General features: G+C 74.9%; 23 protein-coding genes. 11 read left to right on the top strand and 12 right to left on the bottom strand.

The genetic code is table 11. The annotated features are described in order from the left end of the window. Positions 1 to 86: 86 nt before the first annotated feature. Positions 87 to 1,097 (top strand): sigma-54 interaction domain-containing protein, encoded by a 1,011-nt coding sequence (locus ADEH_RS11055; protein WP_011421184.1) that lies wholly within the window; start codon positions 87 to 89, stop codon positions 1,095 to 1,097. Between the two features lie 158 nt (positions 1,098 to 1,255). On the opposite strand, the gene aceF is transcribed toward ADEH_RS11055, so the two are convergent. Both aceF and aceE read right to left on the bottom strand, forming a co-directional pair. Continuing rightward, positions 1,256 to 2,920: a dihydrolipoyllysine-residue acetyltransferase gene (aceF, locus tag ADEH_RS11050; RefSeq protein ID WP_011421183.1), complete on the bottom strand. Its 1,665-nt coding sequence runs from the start codon at positions 2,918 to 2,920 to the stop codon at positions 1,256 to 1,258. Positions 2,921 to 2,937: 17 nt separating this feature from the next. Beyond that, on the bottom strand, positions 2,938 to 5,595 hold the full coding sequence (gene aceE / locus ADEH_RS11045; protein WP_011421182.1) for a pyruvate dehydrogenase (acetyl-transferring), homodimeric type: 2,658 nt from the start codon (positions 5,593 to 5,595) through the stop codon (positions 2,938 to 2,940). A gap of 214 nt (positions 5,596 to 5,809) precedes the next feature. On the opposite strand from aceE, the gene ADEH_RS11040 reads away from it, so the two are divergent. Beyond that, positions 5,810 to 7,732, top strand: a complete 1,923-nt coding sequence (locus ADEH_RS11040; RefSeq protein ID WP_011421181.1) for a hypothetical protein — start codon at positions 5,810 to 5,812, stop codon at positions 7,730 to 7,732. A 4-nt stretch (positions 7,733 to 7,736) separates the two neighbouring features. Here ADEH_RS11040 and ADEH_RS11035 read toward each other — a convergent pair whose 3' ends face one another. Continuing rightward, entirely contained in the window at positions 7,737 to 8,585 is an 849-nt protein-coding gene (locus ADEH_RS11035) for a hypothetical protein (protein WP_011421180.1), read from the bottom strand. 183 nt (positions 8,586 to 8,768) lie between these two features. On the opposite strand from ADEH_RS11035, the gene ADEH_RS11030 reads away from it, so the two are divergent. Next, positions 8,769 to 9,095: a hypothetical protein gene (locus ADEH_RS11030; RefSeq protein WP_011421179.1), complete on the top strand. Its 327-nt coding sequence runs from the start codon at positions 8,769 to 8,771 to the stop codon at positions 9,093 to 9,095. An 11-nt stretch (positions 9,096 to 9,106) separates the two neighbouring features. On the opposite strand, the gene ADEH_RS11025 is transcribed toward ADEH_RS11030, so the two are convergent. After that, a complete protein-coding gene (locus tag ADEH_RS11025) occupies positions 9,107 to 10,234 on the bottom strand; it encodes an energy transducer TonB family protein (RefSeq protein WP_232287477.1) in 1,128 nt (375 codons plus the stop codon). 312 nt (positions 10,235 to 10,546) lie between these two features. Between ADEH_RS11025 and ADEH_RS11020 the strand changes: the two genes are divergently transcribed. From ADEH_RS11020 to ADEH_RS11000, 5 genes are all read left to right on the top strand, one after another. Beyond that, entirely contained in the window at positions 10,547 to 11,920 is a 1,374-nt protein-coding gene (locus ADEH_RS11020) for a Kelch repeat-containing protein (RefSeq protein WP_232287476.1), read from the top strand. Positions 11,921 to 12,022: 102 nt separating this feature from the next. Beyond that, positions 12,023 to 14,932 (top strand): serine/threonine-protein kinase, encoded by a 2,910-nt coding sequence (locus ADEH_RS22575; RefSeq protein WP_232287475.1) that lies wholly within the window; start codon positions 12,023 to 12,025, stop codon positions 14,930 to 14,932. A gap of 79 nt (positions 14,933 to 15,011) precedes the next feature. Continuing rightward, positions 15,012 to 15,332, top strand: coding sequence for a hypothetical protein (locus ADEH_RS11010; RefSeq protein WP_157061354.1), 321 nt, complete (start codon positions 15,012 to 15,014; stop codon positions 15,330 to 15,332). A gap of 55 nt (positions 15,333 to 15,387) precedes the next feature. Beyond that, positions 15,388 to 16,329 (top strand): MvdC/MvdD family ATP grasp protein, encoded by a 942-nt coding sequence (locus ADEH_RS11005; RefSeq protein ID WP_011421174.1) that lies wholly within the window; start codon positions 15,388 to 15,390, stop codon positions 16,327 to 16,329. Between the two features lie 53 nt (positions 16,330 to 16,382). Further along, on the top strand, positions 16,383 to 16,967 hold the full coding sequence (locus ADEH_RS11000) for an RNA polymerase sigma factor (protein ID WP_041453494.1): 585 nt from the start codon (positions 16,383 to 16,385) through the stop codon (positions 16,965 to 16,967). Positions 16,968 to 17,321: 354 nt separating this feature from the next. On the opposite strand, the gene ADEH_RS10995 is transcribed toward ADEH_RS11000, so the two are convergent. Next, positions 17,322 to 18,314, bottom strand: a complete 993-nt coding sequence (locus ADEH_RS10995; protein WP_011421172.1) for an aldo/keto reductase — start codon at positions 18,312 to 18,314, stop codon at positions 17,322 to 17,324. A 129-nt stretch (positions 18,315 to 18,443) separates the two neighbouring features. Here ADEH_RS10995 and ADEH_RS10990 point away from each other — a divergent pair, with 129 nt between their 5' ends. Continuing rightward, positions 18,444 to 18,950: a GreA/GreB family elongation factor gene (locus tag ADEH_RS10990; protein WP_011421171.1), complete on the top strand. Its 507-nt coding sequence runs from the start codon at positions 18,444 to 18,446 to the stop codon at positions 18,948 to 18,950. Positions 18,951 to 19,083: 133 nt separating this feature from the next. On the opposite strand, the gene ADEH_RS10985 is transcribed toward ADEH_RS10990, so the two are convergent. The 5 genes from ADEH_RS10985 to ADEH_RS10965 all read right to left on the bottom strand — a co-directional run bounded on the left by ADEH_RS10985 (position 19,084) and on the right by ADEH_RS10965 (position 23,658). After that, complete coding sequence (locus tag ADEH_RS10985) at positions 19,084 to 19,824, bottom strand: metallophosphoesterase family protein (protein ID WP_011421170.1); 741 nt, start codon at positions 19,822 to 19,824, stop codon at positions 19,084 to 19,086. A gap of 60 nt (positions 19,825 to 19,884) precedes the next feature. After that, positions 19,885 to 20,562, bottom strand: coding sequence for a hypothetical protein (locus ADEH_RS10980; RefSeq protein WP_011421169.1), 678 nt, complete (start codon positions 20,560 to 20,562; stop codon positions 19,885 to 19,887). Then, positions 20,549 to 21,184 (bottom strand): recombination-associated protein RdgC, encoded by a 636-nt coding sequence (gene rdgC / locus ADEH_RS10975; RefSeq protein WP_041453492.1) that lies wholly within the window; start codon positions 21,182 to 21,184, stop codon positions 20,549 to 20,551. The genes ADEH_RS10980 and rdgC overlap by 14 nt, the downstream gene beginning before the upstream one ends. A 35-nt stretch (positions 21,185 to 21,219) precedes the next feature. Further along, entirely contained in the window at positions 21,220 to 22,188 is a 969-nt protein-coding gene (locus tag ADEH_RS10970; RefSeq protein ID WP_011421167.1) for an HNH endonuclease, read from the bottom strand. Between the two features lie 477 nt (positions 22,189 to 22,665). After that, positions 22,666 to 23,658: a GTPase gene (locus ADEH_RS10965; protein WP_011421166.1), complete on the bottom strand. Its 993-nt coding sequence runs from the start codon at positions 23,656 to 23,658 to the stop codon at positions 22,666 to 22,668. Positions 23,659 to 23,787: 129 nt separating this feature from the next. Between ADEH_RS10965 and ADEH_RS10960 the strand changes: the two genes are divergently transcribed. Continuing rightward, positions 23,788 to 24,231 (top strand): GNAT family N-acetyltransferase, encoded by a 444-nt coding sequence (locus tag ADEH_RS10960; RefSeq protein WP_011421165.1) that lies wholly within the window; start codon positions 23,788 to 23,790, stop codon positions 24,229 to 24,231. A 160-nt stretch (positions 24,232 to 24,391) separates the two neighbouring features. Then, entirely contained in the window at positions 24,392 to 26,017 is a 1,626-nt protein-coding gene (locus ADEH_RS10955) for a peptide chain release factor 3 (protein WP_011421164.1), read from the top strand. Here ADEH_RS10955 and gloA read toward each other — a convergent pair. Both gloA and ADEH_RS10945 read right to left on the bottom strand, forming a co-directional pair. Next, the gene (gloA, locus tag ADEH_RS10950) at positions 26,014 to 26,400 is read right to left on the bottom strand and encodes a lactoylglutathione lyase (RefSeq protein WP_041453491.1); all 387 of its coding nucleotides are present in this window, start codon (positions 26,398 to 26,400) and stop codon (positions 26,014 to 26,016) included. The two genes, ADEH_RS10955 and gloA, sit on opposite strands and share 4 nt — an antisense overlap. Positions 26,401 to 26,420: 20 nt before the next feature. After that, the gene (locus ADEH_RS10945; protein WP_011421162.1) at positions 26,421 to 26,813 is read right to left on the bottom strand and encodes a TraR/DksA family transcriptional regulator; all 393 of its coding nucleotides are present in this window, start codon (positions 26,811 to 26,813) and stop codon (positions 26,421 to 26,423) included. Positions 26,814 to 26,858 lie beyond the last annotated feature (45 nt).

The raw sequence follows: 26,858 nt of genomic DNA, 5'->3' as shown, positions 1-26,858 counted from the left end.
TGCCGATCTCGGGAGGGCCCGCTTTCCGGCCGGAACGCGCGAATGCGCGCGGGGGCGGGCCCGGTTAAGCTCCAGCCTGGAACACCATGGAACGCCTCCCGGTCATGAGCGATGCGTGCGCGGTCTGCGGCCTCGGGACCGTGGTCGAGCGCGTCCGGCGCACCACGCACGTGGTCGCGGAGAGCCCGGCCATGCAGGCGGTGCTGGTGCGGGCGCGCGACTTCGCCGACGCGGACGCGCCGGTCGTCGTCCTGGGCGAGAGCGGGACGGGCAAGGAGGTGGTCGCCCGCGCGCTCCACGCCAGCAGCGCGCGGGGCGCCCGCCCGTTCGTCGCCGTGAACGTGGCCGCGCTCCCCGCCGAGCTGCTCGAGTCCGAGCTGTTCGGCCACGTGAAGGGCGCGTTCACGGGCGCGACCGCCGAGAAGCAGGGGCTGCTCGAGGCGGCGCACGGGGGCACGCTGTTCCTCGACGAGATCGGCGAGATGCCGCTGCCGCTCCAGGCGAAGCTGCTGCGCGCGCTGGAGGATGGCGAGGTGCGCAGGGTGGGGGACACCCGCGCGTTCGGCGTGGACGTCCGCTTCGTCTGCGCCACGCACCAGGACCTGGCGCGCCTGGTGGCGGAGGGGCGGTTCCGCGAGGACCTCTACTACCGCCTGAAGGTGCTGGTGCTGCGCCTCCCGCCGCTCCGCGACCGGCCCGAGGACGTGCTGCCGCTGGCGCGCCGCTTCCTCGCCGAGGAGAAGCGCCCGGGCCCGGGGTTCTCGCCCGAGGCCGAGCGGCGGCTCCTCGCCTACCGCTGGCCGGGGAACGTGCGCGAGCTCGGCAACGTGGTCCGGTACGCGGCGGCGGTGGCGCGCGGCGCCGAGATCCGGCCCGAGCACCTGCCGGAGGAGCTGACCGCGCCGGCCGGGCCCGCGGCGCGCGGCGGCACGGCGGGCGAGCCGGCGGCGATGGCCACGCTCGCCGAGGTGGAGCGGGCGCACGTGCTCGCGGTGCTGGAGCGCTGCGGCGGCTCGCAGGCGGAGGCCGCGCGGGTGCTGGGCATCGGCCGGAACACGCTCTGGCGGAAGCTGAAGGCGTACGACGGGCCGCGCTGATCCGCTCGTCCCAGCGCCTTCGACTCCGAGCCGCTCATCCAGACCCTTCGACTCCGGCGAGCCTGCGGCTCGCCTACGCTCAGGGTGAGCGGCCGCCGCCGAGGGACGCTCGGGGTGAGCGGACGTGACGGGGCACGGCCGGAGTCGAGGGACGGGCTCTAGAGCACGATCCGCCGCATATCCCCGAGGAGCTGGGCCAGGTACGTCGTGATCCGCGCCGCCAGCGCGCCGTCGATGACGCGGTGGTCGTAGGAGAGCGACAGCGGCAGCATCAGCCGGGGCTGGAACTGCGCGCCGTCCCACGCCGGGCGCATGGCGCTCCGCGAGACGCCCAGGATGGCGACCTCGGGCGCGTTGATGATGGGCGTGAAGGCGGTGCCGCCGATGCCGCCCAGGCTGGAGATGGAGAAGCAGCCGCCCTGCACGTCGGCGGGCGAGAGCTTCCCGTCGCGCGCCTTCGCGGCCAGCTCCGCCAGCTCCTTCGCGAGCTGCAGCACGCCCTTCTGGTCGGCGTCCTTCAGCACCGGCACCACCAGCCCCTGCGGCGTGTCGGCCGCGAAGCCGACGTGGAAGTAGCGCTTCAGCACCAGCTCGTCGCCGTCGAGCGAGGCGTTCAGCTCGGGGAAGCGCCTCATGGCGGCGACGCAGGCCTTCACCAGGAACGCGAGCAGCGTCACCTTGACGCCCTGCTTCTCGTGCTCGCGGTTCAGCTCGACGCGGAAGCGCTCCAGCTCGGTGATGTCCGCCTCGTCGAACTGGGTGACGTGCGGGATCATCACCCAGTTCCGCGCCAGGTTCGTCCGCGACAGCTTGCGGATGCGCGAGAGCGGCTGGCGCTCCACCGGGCCGAAGCGCGCGAAGTCCACCTTGGGCCAGGGCGCGAGGTCGAGCGCGCCGCCGGCGCCGCCGCCCGACTCGATGCGGGCGAGCGAGGCCTTCACGAACTTCTGCACGTCGTCCTGCAGGATGCGGCCGCGCGGGCCGCTCCCCTCGACGCGCGCCAAGTTCACGCCCAGCTCGCGGGCGAGCTTGCGGACCGACGGCGACGCGTGCGCGACCGGGCCCTGCGCGCCCGCTTCCGACGGGACCCGCGGCGGGGCCGGGACCGGCGCGGGCGCGGCGGCCTTCTCCGGCGCTGCGGCGGCGGGCTGCGCCTCGGGCGCGGCCGGCGCGGCGGGGGCCGCGGTCGGCGCGGCGGCGGGCGCGACCGCGTCCAGGATCGCCACCAGCGATCCCTCGCTCACCTTGTCGCCCGCCTTCAGCGCCACCTCGCGGACGGTGCCGGCCGCGGGGGCGGGCACGTCGAGCGTGGCCTTCTCCGACTCGAGCGTCGCGAGCGGCGCGTCGGCCTCGACGCGGTCTCCCGGCTTCACCAGCACCTCGATGACCGGGACGTCCTTGAAGTCGCCGATGTTCGGGACCTTCACCTCGAGCGTGCGCGGCGCGCCCCCGGCGGCCGCCGAGGCGGCAGGGGCCGCGGGCGCGGGGGGCGTGGCCGGGGCCGGCGCCGCGGCGGTCTTCGGCGGCGCGGCGGCCGAGGCCGCCTTCGCGGGCGCTGCCGGCGCCTCCGCCTTCGCCTGCCCGTCGGCCGCGTCCAGGGTGACGACCAGCGATCCCTCGCTGACGCGGTCGCCGACCTTCACCTTCACCTCGCGGACCGTGCCGGCCGCGGGGGCGGGCACGTCCAGCGTGGCCTTGTCCGACTCGAGCGTGACCAGCGGCGCCTCGGCGTCCACCTGCTCGCCGGGCTTCACCAGCACGTCGATGACCGGGACGTCCTTGTAGTCGCCGATGTTCGGGACCTTGACCTCGATGGTGCGCATGTCCTCGTTCTCGCGGTCTAGACGGTCCAGGGGGCGGGCTTCGCGGGGTCGATGCCGTACTTCTTCATCGCCTCGGCGACCTTGGCGGCGGGCACGGTGCCCTCCTCGGCGAGCGCCTTCAGCGCGGCGACCGTCACGTGGTGCCGGTCCACCTCGAAGAAGCGGCGCAGCTTCTCGCGCGTGTCGGAGCGGCCGAACCCGTCGGTGCCGAGCACGTGGTAGGCGCGCGGCACCCAGGGGCGGATCTGCTCGGCGAAGGTGCGGACGTAGTCGGTCGCGGCGACGACCGGTCCCTGCGTGCCGCCGAGGCAGGTCTCCACGTGAGCGCGGCGCGGCGCGTCCTCGGGGTGGAGCCGGTTGTGGCGCGACACCGCCATCCCGTCGCGCGCCAGCTCGGTGAAGCTCGGGCAGCTCCACACGTCCGCGTCCACGCCCCACTGGCTCTTCAGCAGGTCGGCCGCGGCGATCACCTCGCGCAGGATCGCGCCGGAGCCGAGGAGCTGTACGCGCGGCCCCTTCGCCTTGCCCTTCGCGCCCTGCTTGAACAGGTACATGCCCTTCACGATGTCCTGCTCCACGCCCTCCGGCATGCCCGGGTGCGCGTAGTTCTCGTTGAGGACGGTGACGTACCAGTACGCGTCCTCCTGCTCCGCCAGCATGCGGCGCAGGCCGTCGTGCACGATCACCGCCACCTCGTAGGAGAACGTCGGATCGTAGGAGCGGCAGTTCGGGATCACCGACGAGAGCACGTGCGAGTGCCCGTCCTCGTGCTGGAGCCCCTCGCCGTTCAGCGTGGTGCGCCCGGAGGTGCCGCCGATCAGGAACCCGCGGCAGCGCATGTCGCCGGCCGCCCAGGCGAAGTCGCCGACGCGCTGGAAGCCGAACATCGAATAGAACAGGTAGAACGGGATCATCGGCTCGCCGTGCGTGGCGTACGCCGACGCCCCGGCGATCCAGTCGCACATCGCGCCGGCCTCGGTGATGCCCTCCTGCAGCACCTGCCCCTGCTTGTCCTCGCGGTAGTAGGCGAGCTTGTCGGCGTCCTCGGGCGTGTAGAGCTGGCCGACGTGGCTCCAGATGCCGAGCTGCCGGTACATGCCCTCCATGCCGAACGTGCGCCCCTCGTCCGGGACGATGGGCACCACGCGCTTCCCGATGGCCTTGTCGCGCGCGAGGATCGTCATGATCTGCACGAGCGCCATGGTGGTGGACAGCTCGCGGTCCTCGCTGCTCTTCAGCAGCCGGTCGAACGCGGACAGCGGCGGCACCTCCAGCGGCTTCGCCTTGGCGCGGCGCCGCGGGCGATCGCCGCCCAGCTCCTGCCGGCGCGCCTTCAGGTACTCGAGCTCCTTCGAGCCCTCCGGCAGCTTCAGGAACGGCACCTGCTCGAGCTGGTCGTCCGGCACCGGCAGGTCGAAGCGGTCGCGGAAGCGCCGGACGGCGTCCACCGCGATCTTCTTCTGCTGGTGGGCGATGTTCATGGCCTCGCCGGCCTCGCCCATGCCGTAGCCCTTGATGGTCTTCGCGAGGATGACGGTGGGCTGCCCGGTGTGCTTCACCGCCGCGTCGTAGGCGGCGTACACCTTGAACGGATCGTGGCCGCCGCGGTTGAGCCGCCAGACGTCCTCGTCGGACAGCTCGGACACCATCGCCTTCAGCTCGGGCGAGTTGAAGAAGTGCTCCCGCACGAACGCGCCGTTGCGCGACTTGTAGAGCTGGTACTCGCCGTCCACCACCTCCATCATCCGGCGGCGCAGGATCCCCTCGGCGTCCTTCGCGAACAGCGGATCCCAGTGGCGGCCCCAGATCACCTTGATGACGTTCCAGCCGGCCCCGCGGAACGTGCCCTCCAGCTCCTGGATGATCTTGCCGTTGCCGCGCACCGGCCCGTCGAGCCGCTGCAGGTTGCAGTTCACCACGAAGATGAGGTTGTCGAGCTTCTCGCGGCCGGCGCGGTCGATGGCGCCCATGGCCTCCGGCTCGTCCATCTCGCCGTCGCCGCAGAACGCCCAGACCTTGCGGTCGGCGGTGTCGGCGATGCCGCGGTCGTGCAGGTACCGCATGAAGCGGGCCTGGTAGATGGCCATGTGCGGCCCGAGCCCCATCGACACGGTGGGGAACTGCCAGAAGTCGGGCATGAGCCAGGGGTGCGGGTACGAGGACAGGCCCTTGCCGTCCACCTCCTGGCGGAAGTTCTCGAGCTGCTCCTCGCTGAGCAGGCCGAGCAGGAACGCGCGCGAGTAGATGCCGGGCGCGGAGTGGCCCTGGATGTAGACGAGGTCGCCGCCGCGCTCCGGGGTCCAGGCGCGCCAGAAGTGGTTGTAGCCGACGTCGTAGAGCGTCGCGGCCGAGGCGAAGCTGGCGATGTGGCCGCCGACGTTGGTGTGCTTGTTCGCCCGCACCACCATCGCCATCGCGTTCCAGCGGATGTAGTGGCGGATGGTCTGCTCGATGGCGAAGTCGCCCGGGTAGCGGGGCTGCTTCTGCACCGGGATGGTGTTCACGTACGCCGTGTTGGCGGAGAAGGGCAGGTACGCGCCGGAGCGGCGGGCGCGGTCGATGAGCTGCTCGATGAGGAAGTGCGCGCGGTCCGTGCCCTCGCGCTGGAGCACGCCCTCGAGGGCGTCCAGCCACTCGCGCGTCTCCTGCGGATCGAGGTCGGGGAGCTTGTCCATGTCGTTCCCTGGGCTTTGGTTGCGCGCTACTCCTACTGGGGAGGGGCTCCGGATTCAAACGAACCCTTGGACCCCGAGAGGACGGTGCGCACCCGGGCGCAGGCGTGCCGCGCCGCGGCACGAGCGCGTCCCACGGCCTCGTTGTGGCCTCCGCGCGAACGGCGGACACTGGAGCGCGGGAGCGCGCGCGGGGAGCGCGTCGCGAGGAGGGGCCATGCGGACGCGTCCGATCGGACTTGCGGCTGGGGTGGTGCTCGCCTTCCTGGCCTGGACGGGGAACGGGTGCAGCAGCGGCGGCGGGGACGGCCCCGCGCCCGCGGTGTGCGAGGGAGCGCCGGACCCAGGGACGGCCGGGCCAGGGGACGTGGAGGGCTGGTTCCCGCTCGCGCCGGGCTGGAGCTGGGGCTACCGGATCGCCGGGCAGCCCGTCACCCGCCCCGCGGACCTGCGCATCGAGGTCGGCGGCGCTCGCAGCTACCGCGGGTTCGCGGCGACGGAGCTGCGCGAGCTGGATCCGACCACCGGCGCCGAGCTCCCGGGCGCGACCGCGCTCGTCGCCTCCGCGCCGGCCGGCGTGGTCGAGCTGGGCGACGGGACCGCGACGGATCCGACGCCGTCCACCTACGACCTCCGCTACCCCGTCACCGTGGGTGGAGCCTGGCCGGAGCGCTGCACCGGCCTCGACTACGGCGAGGATCTGGACGGCGACGGGAAGCACGAGCGGCTCGACCTCGCGCTGGACGGGCAGGTGCTCGGCCTCGAGGACGTGACGGTGCCGGCGGGGACGTTCGCGGGCACGGCGCACGTGCGGCTCTCGCTGACGCTCACGCTGTACCCGACGGCCCCGGGCTACGCCCCGGTCACCGCCACCGCCTGGCAGGACACCTGGTACGCCCGCGGCGTCGGCATCGTGCGCCGGAGCGACGGCGGCGAGCTGTCCGCCCCCACCACCTACGAGCTGGTGGGCTGGTCCAGCCCGGCCGGCGGCGGCGGGCTCGCCGAGCTGACGCGGCTCGTGGTCCCGCCGCCCAGCTCGGATCCGTACGTGAGCCCGTGGCGCGTGGTCCCGGCCCGCGGCGGCTCCTCCCGCGCCATGGTGCTGGAGGTCGCCTGGCGCGATGGCCCGGTGCGGCTCGTGGGGCGCTTCGTGGACGGGGGCGCCGCCGGCGCGCCGTTCGAGGTGGTGCCGCAGTGGACGGCCGACACGAACCTGCCCTGGCACATGGCCACGCAGGTGGCGCCGGGGCCGGACCGGCACCTGGTCGCGTTCGCGACCGTCCCTGCGCAGCCGGCGAGCACCGCCGAGATCCGGGCGGCGCGGGTGACGGCGGACGGGGTCGCGCTGGACGGGCCCACCGGGATCCTGGTGGCGCAGTGCGCGCGCTGGACGGGCTACGCGGTGGCGGCCTCGCGGGCCGGCGACGGCTCCCTGGTGGCCTGGGGCTGCGACGATCCGGTGCCCGGCGTGTACGCCGCCGCGGTCGGCGCGGACGGCGCGGTGGGCGCGCCGAGCTTCCTCGGCGACGGGCCGGTGCAGTTCGTCCAGGCCGCCGGCCGCGGGGCCGAGCATCTCGTGGTCTGGGGTCGCGGCTCGTCGGCCGGGACCGAGGTGGTGGGCGTGCGGGTGAGCGCCGCCGGCGCCTCGCTGGACGCGGCGCCGGTCCGGCTGGTCGCCGATCAGGACTACAAGTTCCCCGGCGACCTCGCCTGCGGCGACGCCGCGTGCCTGCTCAGCTGGCGGCGGGCGACGATGCCGTACGGCTCCTACGAGCTCGCGGCGGTGCGCCTCCCCGCGGGCGCGCTGGCGGAGCGCGCCGCGGCGCGGCTCGCCGGCCCCATCGACTTCGAGACGGATCCCCTCGCCCTGCCGGTGGGGGACGCCTTCGCGTTCGTCTGGGGCGATCCGCCCATCTACCCGGTGCCGTGGGGCGAGCCCGGGCCGGCGGTCCGCCTGGCCTGGGCCGGAGCCGATCTGGGCCTCTCCCCGCCGGACGGGATCCCGGTCCTCTACCACTGGGACTTCTACGACGCGCTCGGCAGCGCGGCGCTCCTCTCGGCCGGCGCCGCCGACGCCTGGGTGGCGTACGAGTGGATCCCCGCGTACGCCGAGCTGGACGCGGTGCACTGGATCCGCTGAGCGGTCACCAGCGCCGCGCCGAGGCCGGCGCCGGGCGCGGGTCGGGGCGGAGCGCGGAGAGGTCGTGCGCGCCGCGGAGCGCGAGCCCCGCGGCGCGCCCGTCGCGCAGCTCGAGCCGAGCGTCGTGGGTCGCGACGAGCAGCCGCCCGCGCGCGTCCCAGTCGGCCCACGCCGCCTCGGGCAGGGCGATCGTGCGCCGCCCCAGCTCGACCGAGTAGGCCGGGCCGCGCCCCTCGATCCGCGGCGCCCGCAGGTCGAGCCCCTGGTCCTCGAGCACGAGGCGCGCGCCGCCGCCGGGGCGCGCCTTCACCAGGCGGGCGCGGCGCCGTTCGTCCCAGGGATCACCGCGCGGATCCCGCGGCTCGCCGCGCGGGTCGTCCTCCCAGCCGCGCCGGCGCTCGGCTGCGTACTGCACGACGGGCGTCGGCACGAGGCCGCCGCGCGCGCGGAGCGGCGAGGCGTCGCCCGCGTCCGCCGCCGCGATCGTGCCGGCCTCGCCCGCGGTCGCGAAGTGGTGCCCGCGGCTCCAGGTCCCGCCCTCGCGCCAGGCGGCGAGCGCGAACAGCCAGGGCGCCTTCGACACGAGGAGGTACGCGGTCCACGGGTGCTCGCCGAGGAACTCCGCCGAGGTCGGCGAGCCGGCGAGCGCGGAGAGCAGCGCGCCGTCCGGCGAGAGATCGCAGCGGCGCGGGTAGAGCGTCCCGCGGAACCAGGCGCCCGGCTCGAGCGCGTCCTGCTCCAGGTGCCAGCGCAGCAGGTGCCACCAGCCGCCGGGCCCGCGGCGGAACACCAGCGCCACCGGGGCGGCGGTGGCGACCTGCGCGTACAGGCGCGGAGGTGGGTGCGTCGGCATCACTCATCGTGTATCACGTGCGGCGCCCGCGCGCAGCGGGCCGGGCCGGGCGGGGAGCGGCGCCCCGATCCGGCGCGTTTGCGGTGTGTGAATGTGGCCGGCGCACGCGTCCCGCGGTCCGTGGAGTGGTGGCGAGCACGGACGCAGCGTAGCGTCGGTCCTCGCACGCACGGGAGGGGTCGCATGGCGCTCCACGGCATCGCGGTGTGCAGCCTCGACGACGGTCGTGTCCTCCGGCTCCCGCCGGACGCCTGGTGCGTCCCGCTGCCGCCGCCGCTTCGCGGGCGCGCGCTCCGCATCGAGGCGGTGGAGCGCGGCTTCGAGGACCTCGCCTGCGTGACCTACGCGGACGCCGGCGGGCTGGCCGGCTACGTCATGAGCGAGGCGCGCCTTGGCTCGCGCGGCGCCGGCGAGGACGTGATCGTGCGCAGCGCCGCCGCGTTCGGCGAGCAGCGCTGGATGGTGGTGCGCATCGGCGGGGCCGTGGACGGCGTCCGGCTGGTCGGGTAGGGCGCCCCGCGCTACACGCCCTCGAACCGGATCGGCATCACCACCCAGATCGCCACCGGCCGCCCCCCGGCGTCCGCGCCGCCGCGCCACGGGCAGGCCCGCACCGCGGCCTCGATCGCGTGTGCGATCCGAAGATCGGGCACGCTCGACAGCAGCTCCACCCGCCCGACCCGCCCGTCGCCGCCGATCGCCACGCGCACCGTGATCGGCCCCGAGGTGAACCCGGTCAGCTCGCGCGGCAGCCGGATGGCCCGCCCCACGCAGCCCGGGTCCGCCTCGACCGGCTTGCGGAAGCCCGCCGTCATGTACTGCGGCGCGTCCTCGATCTCCTGCGGCTGCGCGCCGGCGCTGGTCCCCGCCACGGCGGCGCCGCCGCCCCAGGCGCCGCCGCCGCCGCCGCCCACCACGCCGCCGATGACGCCGCCCTCGACCTCGCCGGGCGCGTACTCGCCCTCGTCGGCGCCCTCCGGCAGCGCCTCGATGGGCTCGTCGGGATCCGGCACCCGCATCGCCGCCTTCACCTCGCGCGGCTGCAGGAGCGCGGTCGGCGGCGGCGGCGGGAGGGTAGCGCGCGGGCGGGCCCCGGGCGCGGGCGCCCTGCGCGGCGGCGCGGGCGCCGCCGGCATCCCGGGCAGGCCGGGCGGTCCGGCGGTCTTGCGCGGTGCGGCCGCCGGCAGGTGCACCGGGACGATCATCTCGATCTCCTCGCGCTCCGGCGCGGCCACCGCCGAGGCGAGGACCACCGCGGCGCCGACGAGGCACGCCTGCACGCCCGCGCCGAGGCCGGTCCAGGCCGCCCGCCGGCCGGCGCGCGCGGCGCGGTCGTGGCGGAGCAGCGAGGCGAAGGACGGCGGCGCGACGCCCTGCACCGGCGCGAGCGGCGGCCGCGCGGCGTCGTCCGCCGTACGGTCGCGCGGCAGGGTGGTCCCGGTCCCCGGGCCGGCCAGCCGCTCGAACAGCGGGTGGTCGGGATCCGGCGGGGGAAAGGACAGGATGGAGAGCAGCGCGCTCAGATCCGCGGGCGGGGGCTCGGCCGCGCCGGGCGGCAGCGGGACGAGGTCGCCGAACAGCCGCCGGGCGCGCTCCGGATCGTGCACCTCGACCGGGCCGGGCCTTCCGTCCACCGGGGCGGGGTTCACGGACGGTATGGTATCGCCCGGAGCCGTGCCTTCTGCCGGACGCGTCTGCGCCGCGTCCTGCACGCCGGGTTGCCCCCTCCGCTTCGCGCCCCGCCGGTTCAGGATCGTGTCGAACATCGGCGTCCCCTCTTCACTCCTAAGCCCGTCCCGGGAGACCGGCGTTGCGGTTCGTTGTCCGGGGGGAACGGGGGAGGATCGCGGGGGACCGGGTCGCGGGGGACGACGCGCGGGGTGGCCCGGAAGCGCGGCCCCGAGAGCACCCGCCCGCCCGCGTGCGTTCGACGGTCGCGCCGGTGTACACGTCGCGCCCGCATGCGCTCCCGCCACGCACTTTCCGTGATGGTCGCCGCCCTCTCGGCCGCGGCCGCCGCGCTCGCCGGCTGCACCGGCGGCTCCTCCGGCGCCGAGCCGCGCCCGCTCGCCGCGGCGCTCGCGGCCGACCCGCCCGCGTTCGCGCCGGGCGCCGGCGTGACGCTCGTGCCGGCGTTCGCGCGCGGCACCGCGCGCATCGAGCCGGATGTCGGCCCGGTGACGAGCGGTGGCCGATACCAGGTGGGCCCCGCGCTCGAGGCGCGCACCTACCGGCTGATCGTCGAGGACGGCGCCGAGCGCGCCGAGGCGGTGGTCCGGGTCCCGTTCGCCTACCGCGACGCCATCCGGCCGCTGGACCCGCCAGGGAGCGCCCGCGCGCAGCACGTCGCGGTGGGCCTCGGGGACGGCCGCGTCCTGCTCGCCACCGGCTCGGCGAACATCTCGACATTCAGCTGGACCGCGGAGCTCTACGACGCGACCACCGGCACCTCGGCGGCCACCGGCGAACTGCGCCTGGGCCTCGCGGCCGCTGCCGCGCTGCGCCTCGCCGACGGACGCGTGCTGGTGGCGGGCGGGCAGAGCAACTTCCGCGACCGGGAGGACCTCGCCGCGGTCTGGGATCCGGCGGACGGACTCTGGACCGAGCCGGGCGCGCTCGCCCAGGCGCGCGCGGGCCACGCGCTCTCGCTGCTCGAGGACGGCCGCGTGCTCGTCACCGGCGGCGCATGGCTGGGCAGGGCGCCGGGCTCGGTCGTCACCGAGGAGCTGCTCGACCCGGACGCGGCCGCGAGCCGGGCGCCGGCGGGCTCGGCCATGATCCAGCCACGCGCGTTCCACACCGCCACGATCCTGCGCGACGGGCGGGTGCTGGTGGCGGGCGGGCTGAACAGCTTCTCCGGCGGCGACGCGGTCGAGGCCGAGCTGTTCGACCCGGTCACCGAGTCGTTCGCGCTCACCGGCTCGCTCGCGCACCCCCGCGGCGGCCACGCGGCGGTGCGGCTCGGCGACGGCCGCGTGCTGGTGGTGGGCGGGCTCGACGCGGGGTGGACGTACGTGGCCGAGGCCGAGCTGTGGGACCCGGACACGGGCGCCTTCACGCCGGCCGGGGCGCTCGCGACGCCGCGGGCGGACCACACCGCCACGCTGCTCGCCGACGGGCGGGTGCTGGTGGCGGGCGGCACCGACGTGGACGGCAAGCGGCTCGACACGGTGGAGCTGTGGGACCCGGCGACCCGGGCGTTCACCCCGGGGCCGGTCCGACTCGGCGCCCGGCGCGCCCTCCACAGCGCCACGGCGCTCCCCGACGGACGGGTCCTGGTGGTCGGCGGCGAGGACAGCGCGGCCGCGCTCCGGCAGGCGGAGGTCTACGAGTAGGCGGGCCAAACCCTCTGTCCGACCGCCCGGCTCCCGGCCGGGCCCCCTCGGGACGCCATGTCCGGGCATCTGATAGAACCCGGGGCGGACCCGGGACCCCTCGTGACGCCGCCCAAGCCCGCCCAGACCGCCGAGCCGGTGAGCCAGGACTCGCCGCGCGCCGAGTCGTCCAGCGAGCACCGCTCGGTCCAGCTCACGCGCCTGCTCGCCGAGATGGTGCACGTGAACGACGTGCCGCTCGGCGATGCGTGGTCCCCGGTGCTCCGGCCCGGCGCCACCATCGGCCGCTTCCGGCTGGTCCGCGAGCTGGGGCGCGGCGGCTTCGGCGTGGTGTACGAGGCCGAGGACGGCGACCTGGGCCGGACGGTGGCGGTGAAAGTGGTGCGCCCGGGCACGCGCATCGCCACCCGCGGCCGCGAGTGGATGCAGCGCGAAGCCGAGGCGGTGGCGCGGCTCAACCACCCGAACATCGTCACGCTGCACGACTTCGGGCAGGCGCCGGAGGGCCCGTACCTCGTGTTCGAGCTGCTGCGCGGCGACTCGCTGTCGCGGCGGCTGGAGCGCGAGAAGACGCTCGGCTTCGAGCAGGTGATCGACCTCGGCGTCGCCATCACGCGGGCGCTCGTGCACGCGCACGCGGCCGGCGTCGTCCACCGCGACCTCAAGCCCGGCAACGTCCACCTCACCGACGACGGCGAGGTGAAGGTGCTCGACTTCGGGTTCGCGCACCTGTTCGGCCGCGGCGGCATCGGCGACGGCGGGACGCCCGCGTACATGGCGCCCGAGCAGTGGGAGGGGGAGGGCGGCGACGCGCGGGTGGACCTGTTCGCGCTCGGCGTCATCCTGCACCAGTGCCTCTCGGGCGCGCTGCCGTACCGGGTGGACAAGGACTGGAGCGAGGCTCAGGAGCCCGGCCCGACGCCGGCCCTGCCGCGCCGGGCCGCGCCGAGGGCGCTCCGGGCGCTGGTGCGGCGGCTGCTCGACCGCGACGCCGCGCGGCGCCCCGCCAGCGCGCGCGAGGCCCGCGACGCGCTGCTCGCCATCCAGCAGGCGCACGCCGGCCGCACCCGCCGCCGCACCCTGGTCGCGACCGCCAGCGTGGCGCTCTCCGCGATCGCGCTCTCCGCCTGGCTCGCGCTCGACCGCGAGCCGCCGCCCGGCGAGCAGCTGAAGGCGGTGCTCGGCGCCATGGAGAACCGCGCCGGCGATCCCACGCTCGACGCGGTCCCCGGCCTGCTCGCCGCCGCGCTCGAGCCGTCGAAGCGCGTCCGGCTGTTGGCGCCGGCGCGGCTCGCCGCGGTGTCGCGCGAGGCCGGGCTGGGGGAGCCGGGGCGGCTCGACGCCGAGCGGGCGCGCAACCTGGCCCGCATCGCCGGCGCCGGCCTGGTGCTGCTGCCGTCCGCGGAGCCGGGCGAGCACGGCCCGGTGCTGTCGGTGCGGGCGGTCGAGTCGGAGACCGGCAAGGAGCTGTTCGAGGCGAGCGCCGACCTGTGGAGCGCCTCGGGCATGTCGGACGGCGTGGACCAGCTCGCCGAGCGGATCCGCCGCGAGGCGAAGGAGCGCCGCGCCGACCGCCGTGTGCGGCGCCCGGTGGCGGAGGCCGTGACCGCGAGCCCGGAGGCGGCGCGCTGGTACTACGCGGGGGTGGATTGTCTGGAGAGGGCGGAGCCGGTTGGGGCGGCCATGGAGGCGTGCGCCTCGTCCTTCGAGCGTGCGCTCGCGCTGGATCCCGCGTTCCCGCTGGCGCACTACAGGCTGGCGGCCGTGCGGTCGCTCCAGGGCGCGAGGGACGATGTCGGACAGCGACACGTCCAGGCGGCCTTGCGGGGCGCGGACCGCCTCGGCGAGCGCGAGCGGCTGCTCGTCCAGGCGCTGGCCGCCCGCATCGGCGGGCGGCTCGACGAGGCGCGCCAGCTCTACGACGCGATCCTGGCCGTCGCGGCGGATGACCTCGAGGCGCTGGAGGGTGCGGGCGAGATCCTCTGGCGGCAGGGCAAGTGGGCGGACAGCGTGCCGTACTACGAGAAGGTGGTCGCGCTCGCGCCCGACCGGCAGGATCCGCTCGCGACGCTCGTCGAGGCGCTGGGGCGGCTTCGGCGCACGGAGGATCTCCGCGCCCTGCGCGAACGGATCGCCGCGCGGCCCGACTCGCCAGGGCGCAGCGCGACCCTGGTGAGCATCCACCAATGGCTCGGGGAGTCGCAGGCTGCCCTGGCCGAGGCGCGGCGCGCGTTCGCACGGAACGGAGCCTCCCAGGCGCCGCTTCTCGCGGCTGCGGCCAGCGGGGCCGGAGACGTCCGCGAGATGGAGGAGGTCGCACAGCACGTGCCGGCAGCGTATGGGCGCCTCACGCGCGCGCTCGCGCTCGCGATGCAGGGCAGGGCGCGGGAGGCGCTCCAGGAGTGCGCGGCGAGATACTCCCAGGTTCCGGAGAGCCAGGGCCGCCACTACTCCGCAGCGCTGCTCGTGGTCACCGCGTGGGATGCCGCCCGCGTATGGCCGTATGCCGCGCGTGCCGCGGCGGTGAACCCAGCCTACGCGGCCGACCTGGCGGTACCGCTGGCGCTGCTCGGAGACGTTCAGCACGCCCGCGAGCTCGGGCGTGCGCTTCCCCCTGGCTCCGTGGCGGCAGAGGAGCTGGCAGCGCTCGAGCTGTGGCGGGCGGGCGACGCGACCGGCGCGCTCGCCCGGCTCGCCGCGTCGGAGGCGCGCGATGCCTGGCCGGTGGAGGGGTTGCCACCCGCCTACCTCGCTGCCGAGGTGAGTGCGGCGTTCGGCGACCACCGCGAGGCCCTCGCGGCCGCGCAGCGGTTCCTGCGCTTGCCGCCGCGTGGCACCTGGCGGGCGTTCGCCTATCCGCGCACCCTGTACATCACCGCGCTGGCCCAACGGAACCTGGGAGACCGCGCAGCAGCGCGCACGACGGTGGATCGCCTGCTCGGGATGCTCGCGCATGCGGACGCCGATGTCCCGCTGGCGCGGGACGCGCGCGCGCTGCGAGCTTCGCTGTAAGTGTGCGTCGGGCCGTGCGTGTCCGTCCCTTTCGTAGCATTCGCTCGTTCCACTTCCATCCATCCCTGAGGAGATGCCAATGCCGAAGAATCCGGATCTGATGGCCACCGTCCAAGAAAAGGACCAGCCGGGCATCACCGCCGTCGGGCTCACCGCCCCCCGCCCGTTCGGCGTCGAGGAGGTGAGCCCCGAGCTCGCCGCGAAGCGCCAGGCGACCGCCGTCGAGCTGGTCGCGACGCTCTCGAAGGTGCTCGACCTGCTGCAGCGAGCGCACCGCGAGAACTTCCTGAGCGACGGCAGCATCCAGCACATGCAGGCGGTGGAGCGCTGGTACACGACGCTGCAGGCGGAGGCGCAGCAGGCGTCCCCGGCCGTGCCGTCGGAGAAGACCGCCATCTAGCGTCACCCCGCCGGCGCGCGCGGTCTCCTGTGGCGGCGCGCGCCGGCTCCTTCCCGTGATCCTCGCCATCACCCACGCCGGCGACGAGCACGCGCCGCTCGTGCTCCGCGCGCTCGAGGCGCTCGGCGCCGACGCGACCGTGCTCGACCTCTCGGACCTGCCGCGGCGGGGCCGGGTGGTGCTCGGCTACGGTGCGGGCGGTGGCGCACGCGAGCTCCGGATCGACGGGCGACCGCCCATCGACGCGGCCGAGGTCAGCGCGGTCTGGTGGCGGCGCCCCCTGCCGCACGCCGCCGCGCCGGGGCTCCGCCCGGAGGACGCCGCGTTCGCCACCCGGCAGACCGGCGAGGCGGCGATGGGCCTCCTGGCGTCGCTGCGCGGCGCGCGCTTCGTCAACGATCCCTGGCGCGACGCGGCCGCCGCGCACAAGCCGAACCAGCTCGCCGCGGCGGAGCGCGCCGGGCTCGAGGTGCCGCGCACGCTCATCACCAGCGATCCGCATGCGGCGCGCGCGTTCCTCGGCGCGTGCGGACCGGACGGCGCCGTCCACAAGGTCCTCGCCGCCGGAACCCCGGCGCTGTGGCGGCCCACCCGCCGCGTCGGCCCCGACGACCTGGCGCGGCTCGCGTCGCTGCCGCTCGCGCCGGTCATCTTCCAGGAGCGCGTGCCGGGGGTGGACGTGCGCGTGACGGTGGTCGGCGACCAGCTCTTCGCGGCCGACCTCGACGCGCGCGACACGGTCTCGCCGGACGACTTCCGCCCGGTGACCCACCTCTGCCGCGTGGCGGCCTGCGAGCTTCCGGACCGCATCGCGGCCGGGCTGCGCCGGCTCATGGCGGACCTGGGGCTCGTCTACGGCGCGGCCGATTTCCGGCGCCGGGACGACGGCTCCTGGGCGTTCCTGGAGCTGAACCCGAGCGGCCAGTGGGGGTTCGTGGAGGAGCGGACCGGACAGCCGATCACCTCGGCTCTCGCTGGGCTGCTGGCGGGCCGGTGACCCACCCCGTACCCGTCTCGACCGCCCGTGCAGGGTCGTCTACATTGCGCGGGATGGACGTCGAGTCCCGGGTCTCCGCGGCGCTGGAGGCAGGCGATCACCGCCTGGCCGCGACCGAGATCATCCGCGGCTACGGGCCCCGGATCCTGGGCTACCTGAACGTCCTGCTCCGCGACGAGACCGCCGCCTCCGACGCGTTCGCGCTGTTCGCCGAGCAGGTGTGGCGCGGCATGCCGGGCTTCCAGCGCCGCTCCAGCGCCCGCACCTGGGCGTTCAAGGCCGCCTGGAGCGCCGCCATGAAGGTGCGCGACGACGCCTGGCGGCGGCTGGGGCAGCGGCTCGACACCACCGAGGCGACCCGCCTCGCCGCCGACGTGCGCACCCGAACCGGGGTCCGCCTCGAGCGCCAGCGCCAGGAGCTGGAGGAGCTGCGCGCGATGCTGGACGACGAGGAGCAGACGCTGCTCGTGCTGCGGCTCGACCAGCAGCTCTCCTGGGACGAGGTCGCGGAGGTTCTGTCGCAGGAGGGGAAGCGCGTGGACCCGGCCACGCTGCGCAAGCGCTACGAGCGCATCAAGGACCGGCTGGCCGAGATCATCCGGCGCCGCGCGGTCGAGGGCAGTCGGGAAGAGTCCTGACGGACGCCCCATTCTGGGCAAACGTTTTATTACGCTGAAATGGGTACGGGTTTCCCCGGGCCGCGCGCGCTGCGCGCCCGGCGCGTCACACGCCGCGGGCCGGCCGTTCAAAGTCTGCGGAGCGTCCAAGGGTGAGCGCTCCACTCGAAGTGGCCGGGGGGCCACGGGGGCTCCGCCGGGAAACCGGCGGAGCCTCCGACTTTCTGGGCCCTCGACTCCGCGCGGGATGAGCGTCCCTCGACTCCGCGCGGCCTGCGGCCGCGCCGCTCACCCTGAGCGTAGGCGAGCCGCAAGGCTCGCCGGAGTCGAAGGGTCGGAGTCGAAGGGTCGGGATGAGCGATCGGAGTCGAACCTCTACCAGGCGTACGCCTCGGGCGCCTCGCCGCCGGGACCCGGCCAGATCGCGTCGATGGCCTGCAGCGCGGCCGCGTCGAGCGTCAGCTCGGTCGCGGCGATGGCCTCGTCGAGCTGGGCCACGGTGCGCGGCCCGACGATGGGCGCGGTGACGCCGGGCCGCCCCAGCACCCACGCCAGCGCCACGTCCGCGGGCCGCTGGCCCATCTCGGCGCAGAGCTTCTCCCAGCGCTCGAGCTGCGGGCGGTGCTGCTCGATCTTCTTCTGCACGCGCTCGCCGGCGCGCCGGCCGGTGGCCGCCTTCGCGAGCGCGCCGCCGAGGAGGCCGCCCGCGAGCGGGCTCCACGGGAGGATGCCGACGCCGTAGGAGCGGCAGGCCGGGATGACCTCCAGCTCGATGGTGCGGGAGGCGAGGTTGTAGAGGCTCTGCTCGGAGACGAGGCCGAGGAGGTTCCGCCGCGCGGCGGCCTCGCAGGCCTGCGCCACGTGCCAGCCGGCGAAGTTGCTGCTGCCCACGTAGAGCACCTTGCCGTCGCGCACCAGGCGGTCCATCGCCTCCCAGAGCTCGTCCCACGGCGTGCCGCGGTCCACGTGGTGCATCTGGTACAGGTCCACGTGGTCGGTGCCGAGCCGGCGCAGGCTGTCCTCGCAGGCGCGGCGGATGTGGTAGGCGGAGAGCCCGCGGCCGTTCGGCCCCTCCCACATCGGCCCGTACACCTTGGTCGCGAGCACGATCCGCTCGCGCCGCCCGCCGCCCTGCGCGAGCCAGCGCCCCAGGATCTGCTCGGTGCGCCCCTCGCGCGGGAGCTTGCCCCACTCGCTCGCCTTCTGGCCGTAGACGTTGGCGGTGTCGAAGAAGAACACGCCCGCGTCGAGCGCGCGGTCCATGATCCGGAACGCCTCGTCCTCCGGCGTCTCCGGCCCGAAGTTCATGGTGCCGAGGCACAGCCGGCTGACCTCGAGCCCGGTCCTTCCCAGTCGCGTGGTGTCCATGGGTGGAGGTGATGGCGCCTCCGGCGCGGCCGCGCAAGCTGCGCCGAAGCTGCGCCACCGTGTCGCAGGGCCCGGCCCGGGCGCCCGGCCCGGCGGGCGCGCCCGCAGATCCGCCGCTATCCTCGGGGCGTGTCCAAGGCCTTCACCAGCGAGGAGACGCCCGACCTCGGCCCGGTGGTGCGCCCGCCGCCGCGGCTCGCGCCGGGCGAGGTGCGCTACGTCACGCCGGAGGGGCAGGCCGCGCTGCGCGAGGCGCTGGCGCGGCTCCGGGCCGAGCGCGCCGACGCGGCCCGGCTCCCAGACGCCGAGCGCGCGCCGCGGCTCGCCGACCTGGACGCGCGCGTCGCCGCGCTCGACGCGACGCTGGGCGCGCTCACCGTGCTCGGGCCCGAGGCCACGCCGGAGGGGCAGGTGGGGTTCGGGACCTGGGTGACCGTCGAGGAGGAGGACGGCCGCCGGGTCACCTGGCGCCTGGTCGGGCCGGACGAGGCCGACGCGCGGCGCGGGCTCATCAGCGCCGGCTCGCCGGTGGCACGCGCGCTGCTCGGGCGTCGCGCCGGGGACGTGGTCGAGGTGCACCGGCCCGGCGGCGAGGCGGAGCTGACCGTGGTGGCGGTGCGGCGCACGGCGCCGTGAGGCGCCCGACCTCGCTCGCCCTTCGACAGGCTCAGGGCGAGCGGTAGACCCCGGTCGCTCATCCCGACCCCTCGACTCCGTTCGCTCATCCCGAGCGTAGCGCGGCCCATTGGGCCGCGCGGAGTCGAGGGACTCAGGCCCGCCCCTTCTCCAGCCAGCGCGCCCAGTCCTCGCGGCCGTTCGCGCGCGCCGTCTCTGCGGCGCGGTGGTGGTCGTAGGCCACGCAGCGGAACGCGACGCTCCAGCCGCGCGGCGTGCGGTGGCAGAGGGCGTAGCGGGCGTGCGGCGAGCCGTTCTCGACCTTGTGGTGGACCGGGTGGTCGTCCTCGTACGCCTGCAGCCCGACGCTGCCCGGGTTCACCACCAGGCGACCGCCGCTCAGCGCGGTCGCGTGCGGCACGTGCGAGTGGCCGCAGAGGATGAGGCTCCGGTCCACGCCGAACGCGCGGGTCTCGAGCGTGCCCGGCGCGGCGAGGCGCAGCCCGCCGTGCTCGACGTCCTCGAGCAGGTGCTGGGTGTCGCTGGTCGGCGAGCCGTGACAGAGGAACACGCCGGCGCGCGCCAGGTCGAGCGTGGGCGGCAGGTGGCGCAGCCACTCGCGGTGGCGCGGCGTGGTGTGCTCGAACGCGTGCTGGTCGGCCGGCCCGCCGCCGTGGTGCTCGCAGGCGAGGAGCTGCCGCTCGTGGTTGCCCGCGATGGTCGGCAGGCCGAGCGGGATGAGCAGGTCGGCGGTGGCCGCCGGATCGAGCGGCCCGGAGAGGAGGTCGCCCGTGTTGACGACGAGGTCCACGCCCTGCCGGTGCGCGTCCTCCAGCACCGCCTCGAGGGCCCAGACGTTCCCGTGGATGTCCGACAGCGCCGCGATGCGCAGCATGGCCGCGCAGTATTCCGCCGCGCGGCGGTGAGGGCACGGGAAAAATGAGCGGCGCCGCGCCTACCGCGCCTTGCGCGCCCGAGGCGCCGGCGCCTCCTCCGGCTCCGCGCCCCCTTCGTCGTCCTGCATCCAGCGCTTCAGCGCGGGAACCGTGCGCGAGGCCCAGGCCCGCGAGGCGCGGACCTCGAGGAACGCCGCCGCGAGCGCGTCCACCAGCGCCGACAGCCGCTGCGCCTGCTCCAGCCGCTCGACGAGCTTGTCGTCGTCCGCCTCCGCCAGCGGCGGCGGCAGCTTCGCGCCCTTCACGTCCAGGAACTCCGCGTCGAGCGTGACCTCGTAGGCCTGCTCGCCGTGCTGGACGCGCACGCGCGCCTGGTGCACCAGCAGCCCCGCGTCGAGCGCCCGCCGGACCTCGCGCGCGTACGGCGCCTGCGTGCCCCGCGCCGCCAGCTCCGTCACGTCGCCCACCACCCCGCGCAGCGTGACCCGCCCGACGAAGAGGACGACGACCGGGGTGCCGTCCAGCTCGGTGATCGGCTCCCCCGACTCCGAGCGCCACAGCAGCCAGGTCAGCAGCTCGCGCCCTAGCCACGTGCGGCCGCGAACCAGCGCCTCCCGCGCCTTGTCGCGCTCGACCTCCGCCTCGTCCCGCCCGTCCGCGTCGGTCGCGACCCCGTCCACGCCCGTGTCGCCGCGCATGAACGCGGCCTCAGCCCTCGCCTGATCACGCCTCGACATCGCGCGCCTCCTTCCCCGAAAGCCCCGTCAGCGCCGCGGTGGGAACCAGCGCCGAGTCGGAGATCTCCGACCGGACCGCCAGCGCGCTCACCGAGGAGGGCGTCAGCTTGATCTCCAGCGCCCCCTCCACCGCCGCCGCGATCTCGTCCACCAGCTTGCGCGACGCCGCCCACACCAGCAGCTCGCCAGACCCGAGGTGCAGGCTCACGTCATGCACCTTGCTGGAAGGAACCGCCCGCTGCCGGTGCGCATGGCGGATGAGGTCCTTCTGCGTCGCCTTCTCGCCCTTGGTCGGCGGCCGGCCCCGCTCCTTCTCGTGGAGCGCGATCCACCGGTCCAGCTCCGCCCGGACCGCCGAGGCGGGCACGCGCAGCGTGTCCACCCGGAACCCGAACAGCGCCCACTCGCCCTCGAGCACGCCGGAGGTGAAGTCCGTGATCCCAGGGTCCTCAGCGGAGACGAACCCCGCCGCCCGATCGTCCTCCCCGCGCTCCACGTCGAGCGGCTCGAAGGCGCCCTTGGCGAGCCCGCGGGCCAGCCAGCGGCGCGTGTCGGAGGAGCGCTTCGCGGGGATCTCCGCGCGGAAGCGAGCGAAGGTGACCGAACCTCGTCGGATGGGCATAGGGGGGCGCAAGATGGGGGAGGGCGGGAAGAAGGTCAAGGGGCTCCGCGAGCCCGCGGAACCGCATGGCGATCCATCAGCGCGTCCCCCAGCACCCGCCGCGCCGCGAGGAGGTTGTGCGCCGCGCAGAGCACGCGAAGGTTGCCCGGAGACGACTCCCCGCCCAGCGCCAGCGGCACGACGTGGTCGAGCTGGAGCGCATGCGTGGAACCGCAGATCTCCCCGCTCGCCACCCGCCACTGGCAGCACCCCCCGTCCCGCCGCCAGACCTCACGGCGCACGTGGGCCGGAATGTGACGCGGATCGCGGGAAGGCCGGACCGACGCCCGAGGCCGCTCCGTGAGCGCGCCCTTCCGCTTCTCCGCCTTGGCGAGGAGGAGGTCCACCGCCGCCTCGAGCAGCGCGTCGTCGGAGAGGTCCGGACGCAGATCGCGGAGTCGCTCCAGCTTGCGCCCGAAACGTTCACTTACCGTGACGTGAAGCCGCTGACGTTCCGCCGTGAGCGGCGTGAGCGCCGCCGAGCGGGACGACCCCGGTGGCGGAGCGACCGGTTCAACAGTTGAACCAGCCGACCCGGGGCCACGCACCGCCGTGAGCACCGTCCGTACCGGCGGTGCCGGATGCGGCGCCAGCGCCACGACGACCTCCGCCGCCTCGTGCCGCGACAGCCCGTAGAACCGAGGCAGCGCCCCCTCCCAGTTCCGGGCGTCCACCACCCGCGCCACCTCGATGATGGTCGTGAAGCACAGCCGCCCATCCCGCAGCGGCTCGATGACCGCCGGGACCGCCTGGATGAGCTCCGCCGCGACCTTGCGGTACTGCGCGGAGCCCTTGGACAGCCCGAGCTCCCGGTGCAGGTAGTGGAACAGCGAGGCGTACCCCAGCTCCGCCCACGCGCGCCGCGCGTCGAAGTCCGCGAGCGCGACGAGGAACTCCGCGAGGGCAGAGCGCTCACGGCGGAGGAGGGTGGCCAGCTGAGCCGAGAGTTCACGCGCAGTGTCCATATCGACACTGTCTCACGCGTTTCCGAGCCCTCGCCGGACGCACGCGTTCGCCGTCAGACGCACGAAGGGGAGGGGAAGATCGCGAACGCGCCCGGAGCGAGGGCGCGACGCGCAGAGAGGGAGCAGCGCGTTCTGAGCGGGGTTTCCGTGCGTCCTGCGCCGCGGAGGTCGCCGCAGAGTGAAACGGGGTCAAGGGGGACGAACGTGCCCGTTGGGTCGCAAGCACGTACTCACGGTGACTACGTCCCGCTCATGGTTCGACGGAGCTCACCATGAGCGAAAGACCAGGAACTCACCATGAGCGAACACCAACCGGAAGCCAGCCCCGCCCCGCGTTCAGGCCTCTCGCAAGCCGATCCCGCCTCGCCGCCCCCGGCCAACCGGGCCCGCCCCGCAAGCCCGCTGCCCGACCTTTAGCTCCCTTCCCAGGAGCGTCCCCGCTGCCCGACCTCTAGCTCCTTTCCAGAGGCCCCGCCCTCAAGCATGCAGCTCCACCACATCCCCATCCCCGAGAACATGCCCCCGGTCGACCTGCTGCCCCTCGAACCGCGCGTGCGGCCCCCACAGCCGCGCGAACTTCAGCCGCTCCGCCAGATCGTGATGCACCCGATCCGCCAGGTCGTGCACCGTCGCCCCCTCCGGCAGCACGAACGGCTTCCCGCCGTCCGCCGCGTGCCCCGGCTCCTTCGTGTGCACGCGGATCCGGTGCAGCGACCTGAACAGCACGGGCCTCAGCCCATCCAGCCCATCCCCCCGCGTCGCCGACACCGAGAACATGAACAGATCCGGCGGGACCGCCTCCCGCGCCAGCGCCGCAAACGTCCCGTCGTCGTCCAGGTCGCACCGGTTCAGGAGCACCACCACCGGCACCGCCCGCTCCAGCGGCGACGCTCCCGCCGCCGCCGCCCGCCCCGCCGGCCGCACCCGCGCCCTCTCCAGCAGGTCCAGCGTCGCCCGCAGCCCCGCCTCCAGGTCGTCCCCCGCCACGTCGAGCACGATCAGCACCCCGTCCGCCCCGTGGACGAGCTGCGGCAGCCAGGCCGGCACCTGCGCCCCGCCCACCGCCGGCGTGTCCACGAGCTGCACCTGCACGTCCTCGAATTCCATCATCCCCGGCAGCGGGTCACGCGTGGTGAACGGGTACTCCGCGATCTCCGGCTTCGCGTGGGTGAGCGCCGCGAGCAGCGAGGACTTCCCCGAGTTCGCCGGCCCGATCATCACCCACTGCCCGGCCCCCTCGCGCTCCACCTGGCCGACCTCGGCGCGGCGCCCGGGCCGGTGCGCGTGCGTCGCCTCCTCCTCCAGCTTCGAGAGCCGGGCGCGCAGGTCCCCGAGCAGCTTGTCGGTCCCCTTGTGGTGCGGGAGCAGCGCGATCATCTCGCGGAGCGCGTCTTCCTTCTCCTCGCGCGTGGTGGCGCGGTGGAGGCGCAGCTCCGCGTCCTTGTACCGGGGCGGAACGTTCGCGGGCATGGCCCGATGCTCCTTCGCGGCGGCCACCGGTGGCACGGCCGCCGAAGGGCTCGCCCGGTCGAGGGAAACCGTGTCGATTCGCCGCACCGCGGCATGAGGCTGAACGATCGTTTCGGGTACCTTGACCACATGCCCTTCCTCGTCCGCTTCGCCTCCTCCACCGACGACCGCGACGCCGCCTACGCGCTGCGCCGCGACGTCTTCGAGCTCGAGCAGCACATCCCCCGGCCGCTCGACCGCGACGCCTTCGACTTCTCCGCCGACCACGTGGTCGCGTTCGACCGCGGCGGCCGCTGCGTGGGCACGGGCCGGGTGGTCCGGACCGACCACCGCACCTGCCACATCGGCCGCATGGCCGTGGCGCAGGCGGCCCGCCGCACCGGCGTGGGCGCCGCCATGCTCGAGTCGCTCGAGCGCATGGCGCGCCTGCGCGGCATCCACGAGGTGGTGGTGGCCTCTCAGCTCGGCTCGGAGCCGTTCTTCCACGCGCGCGGCTATCGGCGCGAGGGGGAGGTGTTCGAGGACCAGGGCGTCCCCCACGTCCACATGCGCAAGCTCCTGCTGGTGAGCTAGCCGGCGCTGCCCCGGGACGGCCGGACGGAGGGCGGCGAGGCCTGGGGGATGCAACGCGCGCGCCGCTGGGTTAGAGTGCGCCCCCGACGACACAGACGCTCGCTCGCCCCGGGTCCCTTGGCCCGGGGCGATTCGCATTCTGGAAGGACCCCCGCAGTCCATGAGCCACCACGAGATCTCGCGCCGGCGCACCTTCGCCATCATCGCCCACCCGGACGCCGGCAAGACCACGCTCACCGAGAAGCTGCTGCTCTACGGCGGCGTGATCCAGCTCGCCGGCGCGGTGAAGGCGAAGCGCGGCCGCGCCAACGCGGTGTCGGACTGGATGGAGATGGAGCGCGAGCGCGGCATCTCCATCACCACCAGCGTCCTGCAGTTCCCCTACCGCGGGCTGCAGATGAACCTGCTCGACACCCCCGGCCACGCCGACTTCAGCGAGGACACCTACCGCACGCTGCACGCGGTGGACGGGGCGGTGATGCTGCTCGACTGCGCCAAGGGCGTCGAGTCGCAGACCCGCAAGCTGTTCCGCGTCTGCCGCCAGCGCTCCATCCCCATCTTCACGTTCGTGAACAAGATGGACCGGCCGGGCCGCGACGCGTTCGAGCTCATCGGCGAGGTGGAGAGCGTCCTCGGCATCGGCGTCTACCCCATCACCTGGCCGGTGTTCCGCAGCGGCGTGTTCCGCGGCGTGTACCACCGCATGGCGCGGCGCGTGTACCTGTTCGACGCCGACCACGCCAACTCCAGCTCCACCACCGGCGCCGAGCGGCCGCCGGTGGAGGTGACCGGCATCGACGACCCGATGCTGCGCGAGGCGCTCGACGACGCCGGCTACGATCGCCTCCGCGCCGAGGCCGACCTGCTCGACGCGGCCGGCGACGGGTTCGACCGCGCGCGCTTCGAGGCGGGCGAGCTGTCGCCCATGTTCTTCGGCAGCGCGGTGAACAACTTCGGCCTGGAGGCGTTCCTCGAGACGTTCAGCGAGCTGATGCCGCCGCCGCGCCCCCGCGACACCGACCAGGGCCCGGTGGAGCCGACCCGCGACGAGTTCAGCGGGTTCGTGTTCAAGATCCAGGCGAACATGGACAAGGCGCACCGCGACCGCGTCGCGTTCGTGCGCATCTGCTCGGGCCGGATGGTCCGCGGGATGAAGGCGCACCACGTCCGCAGCGGCAAGGACGTCCGGCTCGCCAACCCGACGCAGTTCCTGGCTCGCGACCGGAACGTGGTGGACGAGTCCTGGGCCGGCGACGTGGTGGGCATCCACGACCCCGGCAACCTCGAGATCGGCGACACGCTCACCGGCGGCTCGCGCTTCGTGTACGAGGGCATCCCCAGCTTCGCGCCCGAGCACTTCCGGCGGCTCGCGCTCGTCGATCCCATGCGCCGCAAGCAGTTCGCGACCGGCCTCGAGCAGCTCGCGCAGGAGGGCACGGTGCAGCTCTACCGCCCGCCGGCGGGCCGCGCCGGCGACCTCGTGCTCGGCGCGCTCGGCCAGCTCCAGTTCGAGGTGGTGCGCTACCGGCTCGAGTCCGAGTACTCGGTGCAGGTGCGGGTCGAGCCGGTGCCGTACCAGCTCGCGCGCTGGGTGTCGCGCGCCGACGGCAAGCCGCTCGACCTCGACGCGCTCCACGACGCGGTCGAGGGCATGGTGGTGCTCGACGTGCGCGAGCGCCCGGTGGTGCTGTTCGACCGTGAGTGGGCGCTCCGCACCGCGGAGCGGCTCCACCCCGAGTACCGGTTCGCCGAGACCGCCACCGGCGTGGTCGTCCGCGCGGCCTAGCTCCCGCGCTGGATGAGCTCGATCTTGTAGCCGTCGGGATCCTCGACGAACGCGATCACGGTCGTCCCGTGCTTCATCGGGCCGGCCTCGCGCACCACCCGCCCGCCGCGCGCCTTGATCTCGGCGCAGGCGGCGTAGGCGTCCGGCACCTCCAGCGCCACGTGGCCGAACCCGGTGCCGAGGTCGTAGCGCGGCGTGTCCCAGTTGTGCGTCAGCTCGATGACGGTCTGCTCGGACTCGGGCCCGTAGCCCACGAACGCGAGCGTGAACCGGCCGTCGGGGTACTCCTGGCGGCGGAGCAGCGTCATGCCGAGGACGCCGGTGTAGAAGGCGAGCGACCGCTCCAGGTCGCCGACGCGGAGCATGGTGTGGAGGATGCGCACGGGGATCTCCGGGGTGCGGGTCAGCTGAAGTCGGTGAGGTTCTTGCGCGTCGCGTTGCGGCGCGGCTCGGAGCGCGCCTGGCACTCCGGGCAGAGCGCCGCGTAGGGCATGAGCGCGAGCCGGCGGGGCGCGATCTCCTCCTCGCACGACTCGCACAGGCCGAAGTCGTCCGGGCGGTTCGCCAGCTTCGCCAGCGCCCGGTCGATGCGCCCGACCAGCTCGGCCTGCCCCTTGTTGCGCTGCGAGGCGAGCACCTGGAGCATCTCGGAGAGCGCCTGCGCGTCCTCGTCGGAGACGCCGGTGCTGGCCGGGTCCCGGCGGTTCGGCTCGATGCGGGCGGGGCCCGCCTGGACGAGCTGCGCGCGCAGCCGCTCCAGGGCGAGCCGGTGGGCGGCGCGCTCCTTCGCGTTCATGGCCGCTCCTTAGCCCAGAACCGTGGGACGCGCCATCGCGAACAC

The organism is Anaeromyxobacter dehalogenans 2CP-C, from assembly GCF_000013385.1.
In the GTDB taxonomy this organism is placed as follows: Bacteria; Myxococcota; Myxococcia; order Myxococcales; family Anaeromyxobacteraceae; genus Anaeromyxobacter; species Anaeromyxobacter dehalogenans_B.
Note: the sequence above shows the minus strand (reverse complement) of the source record. Positions and strands in the feature narration are given on the sequence as shown.

Coding starts and splice junctions, on each gene's coding strand:
- ADEH_RS11055 (WP_011421184.1), top strand. CDS start 87: ATGGAACGCCTCCCGGTCATGAGCGATGCGTGCGCGGTCTGCGGCCTC.
- aceF (WP_011421183.1), bottom strand. CDS start 2,920: ATGCGCACCATCGAGGTCAAGGTCCCGAACATCGGCGACTACAAGGAC.
- aceE (WP_011421182.1), bottom strand. CDS start 5,595: ATGGACAAGCTCCCCGACCTCGATCCGCAGGAGACGCGCGAGTGGCTG.
- ADEH_RS11040 (WP_011421181.1), top strand. CDS start 5,810: ATGCGGACGCGTCCGATCGGACTTGCGGCTGGGGTGGTGCTCGCCTTC.
- ADEH_RS11035 (WP_011421180.1), bottom strand. CDS start 8,585: ATGCCGACGCACCCACCTCCGCGCCTGTACGCGCAGGTCGCCACCGCC.
- ADEH_RS11030 (WP_011421179.1), top strand. CDS start 8,769: ATGGCGCTCCACGGCATCGCGGTGTGCAGCCTCGACGACGGTCGTGTC.
- ADEH_RS11020 (WP_232287476.1), top strand. CDS start 10,547: ATGCGCTCCCGCCACGCACTTTCCGTGATGGTCGCCGCCCTCTCGGCC.
- ADEH_RS11010 (WP_157061354.1), top strand. CDS start 15,012: ATGCCGAAGAATCCGGATCTGATGGCCACCGTCCAAGAAAAGGACCAG.
- ADEH_RS11000 (WP_041453494.1), top strand. CDS start 16,383: ATGGACGTCGAGTCCCGGGTCTCCGCGGCGCTGGAGGCAGGCGATCAC.
- ADEH_RS10995 (WP_011421172.1), bottom strand. CDS start 18,314: ATGGACACCACGCGACTGGGAAGGACCGGGCTCGAGGTCAGCCGGCTG.
- ADEH_RS10985 (WP_011421170.1), bottom strand. CDS start 19,824: ATGCTGCGCATCGCGGCGCTGTCGGACATCCACGGGAACGTCTGGGCC.
- ADEH_RS10980 (WP_011421169.1), bottom strand. CDS start 20,562: ATGTCGAGGCGTGATCAGGCGAGGGCTGAGGCCGCGTTCATGCGCGGC.
- rdgC (WP_041453492.1), bottom strand. CDS start 21,184: ATGCCCATCCGACGAGGTTCGGTCACCTTCGCTCGCTTCCGCGCGGAG.
- ADEH_RS10970 (WP_011421167.1), bottom strand. CDS start 22,188: ATGGACACTGCGCGTGAACTCTCGGCTCAGCTGGCCACCCTCCTCCGC.
- ADEH_RS10965 (WP_011421166.1), bottom strand. CDS start 23,658: ATGCCCGCGAACGTTCCGCCCCGGTACAAGGACGCGGAGCTGCGCCTC.
- ADEH_RS10960 (WP_011421165.1), top strand. CDS start 23,788: ATGCCCTTCCTCGTCCGCTTCGCCTCCTCCACCGACGACCGCGACGCC.
- ADEH_RS10955 (WP_011421164.1), top strand. CDS start 24,392: ATGAGCCACCACGAGATCTCGCGCCGGCGCACCTTCGCCATCATCGCC.
- ADEH_RS10945 (WP_011421162.1), bottom strand. CDS start 26,813: ATGAACGCGAAGGAGCGCGCCGCCCACCGGCTCGCCCTGGAGCGGCTG.